We start from the raw sequence: 7,785 nt of genomic DNA, 5'->3' as shown, positions 1-7,785 counted from the left end.
GCACTTGTAATGAGAAGAAAATGGTGGACTGTGAGGGATTCGAACCCACGACCCGCTGATTAAGAGTCAGCTGCTCTGCCAACTGAGCTAACAGTCCACATTTTTCCTTTTGGCGCGCCCGGCAGGATTCGAACCCGCGACCAACAGATCCGAAGTCTGTGACTCTATCCACTGAGCTACGGGCGCTCGTTGAAAACTGGGGTGAGCGAGGGGACTCGAACCCCCAACTTCTGGAGCCACAGTCCAGTGCTCTAACCGATTGAACTACGCTCACCGTCTCTGTCTACTGGCGCGCCCGGCAGGATTCGAACCCGCGACCCACGGCTTAGAAGGCCGTTGCTCTGTCCGGCTGAGCTACAGGCGCCTGATAAATGGAGCGGGAAACGGGATTCGAACCCGCGACCTACGGCTTGGAAGGCCATCGCTCTAGCCGACTGAGCTATTCCCGCGCCTGTCCCGCTGGTCGGGGCGAAAGGATTCGAACCTTCGACCCCCTGCTCCCAAAGCAGGTGCGCTAACCAGACTGCGCTACGCCCCGATGTTCTATATTGTAACGGTTCATCCGCCTGGCAGTCCCTGGTGGAGCTGGGGGGATTCGAACCCCCGGCCTCTTCCGTGCGAGGGAAGCGCGCTCCCACTGCGCTACAGCCCCAGTCAGACCAACGGCGAATATTGTAATCAGCGTGGGCTCGTTTGTCAAGGGCGTCGGCGGCGAGGTTGTAAAATATTATCGGGAAGCGCTCGTGAAAACACCCATTTTCATCGATCGCCTCCGAACATTCGGTCTCTCCCCCGCCGGAGTTGACGAAATGATATACTCTTGCACTTGGAGAGATCATACGGGATGGAGCGATGAGCATGTCATTCGGGCCCGAGCTGTTGACGGTTATTTCACGGGAGTTTAACAGGCGAGTACTGCCGTCCAGGGTGTACAGGATTGAGACGGGAGAGGTATGGGCTGCCTTGAGGATGGGCGGTGGAGAGTGGCTTTTCATCTCCTGGCACGCGGAGAATTACGGACTCGGCATAATTGCGGACGAGACTGTCGATGCCCTGAGGCGGACGAGGGGCACGAGGTCCTCGTTCGGCGAGGCCCTTAAGAAGAATCTGCTGAATGCCTCATTGTGTTCAGCCGTGCAGCTTTTCAACGATCGCATCCTCGAGCTGCGGTTTGACAGGGTCGTGGGGGCCGGTTTTTCCGTCGAGTCCTCCCTCCTGTTCGAGGGGACGGGCAGGAACTCAAATCTTATTTTGATCGACGACGAAAAGACCGTCCTGGACGCGGCGAAGCACATTCACGCGGACGTCAACCGCTACAGGACCGTCCTTCCCGGCCTGCCTTACACCCCCCCTCCGCCGTTGAAGGGCGAGCCCTGGTCGGATGATACTCTTCTCGCCTCGGCGGACGAGGTCTGGAAGTTGAAGGGGGTCGGCAGAACCCTTGTCGAGGCCTTGACGCGGACATTTTTGGGCCTTTGCCCGTCACGGCTTAATGCCGCCCTTCGCGCTCTTTTCGACGAAGGCGATCCTCCAAGTCCGATTCTGCTGCAGAGAATCGGAAAGTATATTACCGCCTTCCCCGTCCCTCTTCTTGATGCGGTGCCGATAAACGGGGATCTTCTTCGGTATTGCGGCAAGGAGGCCTCGAGCGTCCTTTTCTCCGCCCACAGGAAAAAGGAGCTGGTAGCGGTCGGAAAGGCACTTGAAAGGGAGATAAAGAGCCGAAGGAGGCATATCGACGGACTTGAGAACCAGGTCTCGCTGTCCGAGCGGGGGGAGGAGTTCAGGAAATACGGCGAGCTTCTGCTGACCTCTCTCCACCTGGTTCCGCGCGGATGCAAAGAGGTGTCCCTTGTCGATTACGAGTCCGGGAAAAATGTAGTGATCGGCCTCGACGAGAAGCTGTCCCCGGCGGCGAATGCCGAGAAGTACTTTAAAAAGTACAGGAAGAGCAAGATAGACCTGGAGGCCGTTCATAAGAGGATAACCGCGCTGAGCCGAGGGGTGGCGGAGCTCGAGGATCAGATGGACGCCCTCGAGTCCATCGAGGATACGGGCCTTCTGGCCGAGGCGATAAAGGACACCCTCGACTGGTTGACTCCTTCGAAAAAAGGCCGCTCCGGGAGGAAAAAGGAAAAGTTTCCGCCGCATATCCGCTTCTCTCACGCAGGCTGCGAGTTCTACGTCGGCCTGAATGCGAGGGGAAACAGGCATGTGACCTTCAGGGTCGCGTCCCCGGAGGACCTGTGGTTCCACGTTCACGAGATCCCCGGAGCGCACGTGATAGTCAAGAGGATCGACGGAAGGGAGGACTATACCGAAGCGGTGATTTTGCTGGCTGCCTCTCTCGCAGCCTGGTTCAGCAAGGCGAGGCTCTCGACGAAAGCGCAGGTCGATTACACCGAGCGTAAGTACGTGAGGTCCGTGCCTGGCGGCGCCATCGCACTCGTCACCTACACAAATCCGAGGACGGTACAGGTCAGCCCCGATCTTTGGAGAGAATCTCCCGAAGCCGTGCGGTCAGTTCTTCCGGCAGAGGGCAGGTGAAGGAGGAGTTTGCTCCTGTGAACGGGTGACGGAATGAGAGCCTCCAGGAGTGCAGAAAGACCCTGCCTAATCTCCGGGCGCTCTTCTTTGACGCGCCGTACAGGGAGTCGCCGTCGAGGGGATGCCCCAGGCGGCTCATGTGGACTCTTATCTGGTGAGTGCGGCCCGTGGGTATCCGGCATTCCACGAACGAATACCCCCCCCTGCGCCACAGGACGCGAAAGACCGTCACTGCCTCCTTTCCTTCGGGGCCCGTGCTCATCCGGAGTCTGTTGCGGACCGATCTTTGAATGGGCATGTCGATCTTGCCGGAGCTGTCGGCGATCCTGCCTTCGGCCAGGGCGAGATAGAGTTTTTCGACCTCCCTATTGCGAAACTGCCGCTGGAGCTCCTCCAGGGTCATCTGATCCTTCGCCACCACGAGAAGCCCCGAGGATGTCGCATCGAGACGGTGAACTATGCCGGGGCGGTCCTCGTCGATGAACTCTCCCCACCTTCCGAAGCGGTGAAGCAGTCCGTGAACGAGGGTGCCACGCCAGTTTCCCGGCGCGGGATGGACGACCAGCCCCGATGGCTTGTTCACCACCATGAGCCAGGGATCCTCGTATACTAACTGAAACGGGACGGGCTCGGGACTAAGCGCAGGTTCGACCGGCGGCAACGATACAAGAACGCCCATGCCTGCGGCGACCCTCAGGCTTGGCTTGGGCCTCTTTCCGGTGTCTATCGCGACGGCCCCGGTCTCGATCAGCCTTCTAGCGAAGGAGCGCGGCAGGTCGAGTCTTTCGGCTATGAAGAGGTCAAGGCGATCTCCCGCCTCGACCTCCTCTGAAACCAAACGCACCTGTTCCACGCAGCTCGCTCGGCGGTTCTTTCTAGTCACCGTCAGGGCTTGCGAGCACCCGCGCACACCTGGGGCAAAGTCCTTCGGAGTCCGGCGTCTCGGTGTACTGCCAGCATCGCGGGCACTTTTCTCCAGGGGCCTTGTCCACTCCAACCGTGAAGCCGGTCTCCTCGTCCTTCTGGATCACGCTCATGTTTTCGACTCTTTCCGAACGCGCGAATGACGATACAATGCTGAACGTCTTGAGGGCCTCGTCCGAGAAGTGAGAGAGGATCCCGTCCCCCGGCTTTATCTCCACCACCACTCCGGCGTCCAGGGAGTGCCCGATTATGCCGGAGGTCCTCGCGGTCTCAAGCGCCCGGCTGACGGCGTCCCTAAGGGTCAGAGCCGCCTCCCACTTCGCCTCCAGCTCCGCGTCTCTCATGTTTTCGTCCAGCAGCGGCCAGTCGGACAGGAATACACTCTCGGGCAGAGAGGGGTCGATCTTGCGCATCTCCCACCATATCTCCTCCGCGGTGAAGCTCAGGATCGGCGCCAGCATCCTCGTGAGGGCGGACAGGACGTGCCACATCGCCGTCTGTCCGCTCTTTCGCGAGAGGGATTTCCTGCCGTCCGCGTACATCCGGTCCTTGCTCGCGTCGAGGTAGAAGGAGCTCAACTCGTTCACGCAGAACTGGTGGATGGAGAAAGTGGGAACGTGAAAGTCGTAGTTGTCGAAGGCGACGTTCGCCCTGTCGATTATCGAGTTCAGCTTGGCCAGTATCCAGCGGTCCATCTCCAGCATCTTGTCCGAGGGGACCAGCTCGTCCAGGGAGAAGTCGTTGAGATTGGCCAGCAGGTAGCGAGCCGTGTTGCGAATTCTCCGGTAGGACTCGCTGAGGTTCTTGATGATCCCCTTCGAGATCCTCACGTCGTTCCTGTAATCCGTGGATGCGACCCAGAGGCGCAGTATGTCGGCCCCGTACTCGTCGATGATCTCCTGTGGGGCAACGACGTTCCCCAGCGACTTCGACATCTTCCGCCCCTCCCCGTCCATTATGAAACCGTGGGTGAGGACCTGGTCGTAGGGGGCTCTGCCGAAGAGGGCCACCGCGGTAAGAAGCGATGTCTGGAACCATCCCCTGTGCTGATCGCTTCCCTCCAGGTACATGTCCGAGGGCCATTTAAGATCCGGACGAGTTCTCAGAACTCCAGCGTGGCTGGTGCCTGAGTCGAACCAGACGTCCATGATGTCGGTCTCCTTGCGCAGGTCTCCGCCCTGGCAGTGCGGACAGAAGCAGAGGTCTCCGAGCAGCTCCTCCGGTGACATGCTCCACCAGGCCGAGCTGCCGTGCTCGTGGACGTGCGCCTGCACCGAACGAATCCTGTCCTCGGTCAGAATCGGCCTGTTGCAGCTATTACAGTAAAAGGCTGGGATGGGAACTCCCCATATGCGCTGACGGCTGATGCACCAGTCCGAGCGGTCGCGAACCATGTTGAAGATCCGCTCCTTCCCCCAATCGGGGATCCATCGGACGTCGTCCTCTATGGTCTTTAGGGCGCCCTCCTTGAAATCGGAGACAGAGACGAACCACTGGTCCGTGGATCGGAATATGACTGGCTTCTTGCAGCGCCAGCAGTGAGGATAGGAGTGCACGATCTTTCCTTTGCCGAGAAGCCGCCCGCTCTCCGTCAAGACCTCTAAGAGCTTCTCCGTGCCCTCGTCCAGGGTCAGTCCCCCCACCAGCTCGGTTCCCTCCTTGAAGCGTCCCCTCTCGTCGACGGGGTTGAATATCTCGATGTCGTACTTGACGCAGGTCTCGTAGTCCTCGACTCCGTGGGCCGGGGCTGTGTGGACGCAGCCGGTGCCCGTGTCGAGCAGCACGTAGTCCGCGGGGAGGATGGGTATCTTTCTCTCCGGGTAGAAGGGATGCAGCGCCACGCCTTCGAGCAGCTCGTCCCCTCTCAGGCGGCCCAGAATCTCTCCGAACTCAAGCCCGGTCTCCTTCGACACACTCTCGAGCAGCGCCTCCGCGAAGAGGTAGACCTTCCTCCCCGATCGCACGAAGACGTACTGAAGATCGGGGCCCACCGCGACCGCCATGCTTGCCGGCAGCGTCCAGGGCGTAGTGGTCCATACGACTATGTCCACGTCCTCTCCCTTCAGCGAGGGCAGGAGGGTCTCTGCGTTGGTCATCGAGTATGCGACGTACACCGAGGGCGAGGGCTCGTCCCAGTACTCGATCTCGGCGGCGGCGAGCGCGGTCTGGCACTCTATGCACCAGAAGACGGGCTTCTGTCCCTTGTATACGTAGCCTTTCGCGACTATGTCGGCGAAGGCGCCTATCTGCACCGCCTCGTACTCCGGGTGAAGGGTCATGTAGGGGTTATCCCAGTCGCCCAGAACTCCGAGGCGCATGAACTCCTCCCTCTGGACATCCCTGAACTTCAGCGCGTACTCGGTGCATTTCTCACGTAGCAGCACCGGGTCGACCGTGTCCTTGGTGACCCCCATGCTCTTGATGACGTGCAGCTCTATCGGGAGGCCGTGAGTGTCCCACCCGGGGACGTAGGGGGAGCGGAAGCCTCTCATGGACTTGTACTTCGGTATGAAGTCCTTGAGGATCTTGTTGAACGCCGTGCCTATATGGATGTGTCCGTTCGCGTACGGAGGTCCGTCATGGAGTACGAAAAGCGGCGCCCCGTTGCGTTTTTTCAACATCTTCCCGTATATGTCCTGATCCTTCCAGAACTGCAGAAATCCCGGCTCTCTCTTGACGAGATTTGCGCGCATTGGAAACGCCGTCTCCGGAAGAGAAAGAGTGCCCTTGTAGTCGGTGCTCATTAGTAAACCCCCTTGTTGAAATAGGAAAACCGTCCCTTGATGTCTCGGGACGGTAATAAACCAGACAATATTAACACATTTTGGGAACTACCGTCGGCTATAGACTTGTGCTATTCTCAAAGGTCTTGGTCTGAATAATGTAAATCAGGCCCAAAATAGCAAGTCCGAACAGGTCGCTCTGCCATCCCGGTATCAGAAGGCCTATAGCGCCCACAAAGGCCAGAACCCTCTTCCACAGTTTCAATTCGCCCTTGTAATAACCAATAGTGGTCATCCCCAGCAACATTACCCCGATCAGGGCCGTGATAGTCGCCATTATGAACGGGAACAGGCTGAAGTCGACCAGTACAAGTATTGGGTTGTAGACGTAGATGAACGGGACTATGAACCCCGCAAGGGCCAGTTTCACGGCGGTCATGCCGGTCCTCATCGGCTCGGCGCCGGCGATTCCCGCGCCCGCGTAGGCCGCCAGGGCCACGGGGGGGCTCAGGTCGGCCGCTATGCCGAAGTAGAGCACGAACATGTATGCGGCCATCGGGGGCACTCCTAGATGGGCCAGCGCCGGTGCGGCCATGGTGCTTGTGACTATGAAGTTGGCCGTGGTAGGCAGTCCGGCCCCCAGGAGAATGCACGCGACCATCGTCAGCAGCAGCGTGAGCATGAGGCTCCCTCCGGCGAGGGTGACAATAGCGCTTGCAATTCTCAGTCCGAGTCCGGTGAGAGTCGCGGTCCCGACTATTATGCCGACAGTGGCGCAGGCGCAGGCCACGCCGAGCGCGGCCCTCGCACCGCTCTCCAGCGCTGCGAGGAACCGGGCTGGGGTCATCCTGGTCTCCTTGTTAAGCCACGACACCACGATCGTGATGAGGATACCGTTGTATGCAGCTTTGAGCGGCGTGTACCCCCCGATCAGGAAGTAGATTATCCCGATGAGGGGGATGAGCAGGTGCCCCTTCTGCCGAAGCAGACGGAAGAGGGGCGGCAGCTGTTCCCTGGGAAGGCCCTTGAATCCGAGCCTGTTGGCCTCGTAGTGGACCTGGATAATGACGGCGAAGTAGTACAGGAGGGCCGGCACCACGGCGGCGAGCGCCACATGTATGTAGGGAACTCCCATGAACTGGGCCATGATGAAAGCGGCCGCTCCCATCACGGGGGGCATTATCTGTCCGCCGGTCGAAGCGACGGCCTCCACCGCCCCGGCGAAGTGCGGCTTGTAGCCAACGCTCTTCATCAGGGGGATTGTGAACATTCCGGTGGTGCATACGTTCGCGACAGACGAGCCTGAGATCGAGCCCATGAGCCCCGAGCTTATGACCGCGACCTTCGCAGGTCCACCGGTCGCCCATCCAGCCAGCGCCATCGCCAGGTCGATGATGAACTTTCCCATCCCGGTCTGCTCCAGCATGGAGCCGAACAGTATGAACATGAAGACGAACGTCGCCGAGACGCTCAGAGGTATGCCGAATATACCCTCTGTCCCGAGGTACATGTGGTTGACTATGCGATAGATGTTGAAGCCTCTGTGCTGGAACAGAGACGGGAAGCTGCGCCCGAAGTAGCAGTACAGGAG

Annotated in this window: 4 protein-coding genes and 7 tRNA genes; 1 reads left to right on the top strand and 10 read right to left on the bottom strand. The window is 59.5% G+C overall.

Going from position 1 to position 7,785, the window contains the following annotated elements:
* Positions 1-21: 21 nt before the first annotated feature.
* From GX181_05005 to GX181_04975, 7 genes are all read right to left on the bottom strand, one after another.
* A tRNA-Lys gene (locus GX181_05005) sits at positions 22-97 on the bottom strand.
* Positions 98-110: 13 nt separating this feature from the next.
* Positions 111-186: transfer RNA gene (locus tag GX181_05000), tRNA-Arg, on the bottom strand.
* An 11-nt stretch (positions 187-197) separates the two neighbouring features.
* Positions 198-274, bottom strand: a tRNA-His gene (locus tag GX181_04995).
* A 13-nt stretch (positions 275-287) separates the two neighbouring features.
* Positions 288-364 (bottom strand) — tRNA-Arg (locus GX181_04990).
* Between the two features lie 8 nt (positions 365-372).
* Positions 373-449 (bottom strand) — tRNA-Gly (locus tag GX181_04985).
* Between the two features lie 11 nt (positions 450-460).
* A tRNA-Pro gene (locus GX181_04980) sits at positions 461-538 on the bottom strand.
* Between the two features lie 39 nt (positions 539-577).
* Positions 578-652: transfer RNA gene (locus tag GX181_04975), tRNA-Ala, on the bottom strand.
* A 200-nt stretch (positions 653-852) separates the two neighbouring features.
* Between GX181_04975 and GX181_04970 the strand changes: the two genes are divergently transcribed.
* Positions 853-2,547 carry a fibronectin-binding domain-containing protein gene (locus GX181_04970; GenBank protein ID NLM71299.1) on the top strand — a complete coding sequence of 565 codons (1,695 nt, stop codon included), beginning with the start codon at positions 853-855 and terminating at the stop codon, positions 2,545-2,547.
* Here the strand turns inward: GX181_04970 and GX181_04965 are convergent.
* The 3 genes from GX181_04965 to GX181_04955 form a co-directional block, all read right to left on the bottom strand.
* Positions 2,480-3,400 (bottom strand): RluA family pseudouridine synthase, encoded by a 921-nt coding sequence (locus tag GX181_04965; protein ID NLM71298.1) that lies wholly within the window; start codon positions 3,398-3,400, stop codon positions 2,480-2,482. The genes GX181_04970 and GX181_04965 overlap by 68 nt on opposite strands.
* Positions 3,401-3,422: 22 nt before the next feature.
* Complete coding sequence (gene ileS, locus GX181_04960) at positions 3,423-6,215, bottom strand: isoleucine--tRNA ligase (protein NLM71297.1); 2,793 nt, start codon at positions 6,213-6,215, stop codon at positions 3,423-3,425.
* Between the two features lie 97 nt (positions 6,216-6,312).
* Positions 6,313-7,785: TRAP transporter permease (locus GX181_04955; GenBank protein ID NLM71296.1), on the bottom strand; the 1,473-nt coding region annotated here is incomplete at its 5' end.

The organism is Synergistaceae bacterium (assembly GCA_012521675.1).
In the GTDB taxonomy this organism is placed as follows: Bacteria; Synergistota; Synergistia; order Synergistales; family Aminobacteriaceae; genus JAAYLU01.
Note: the sequence above shows the minus strand (reverse complement) of the source record. Positions and strands in the feature narration are given on the sequence as shown.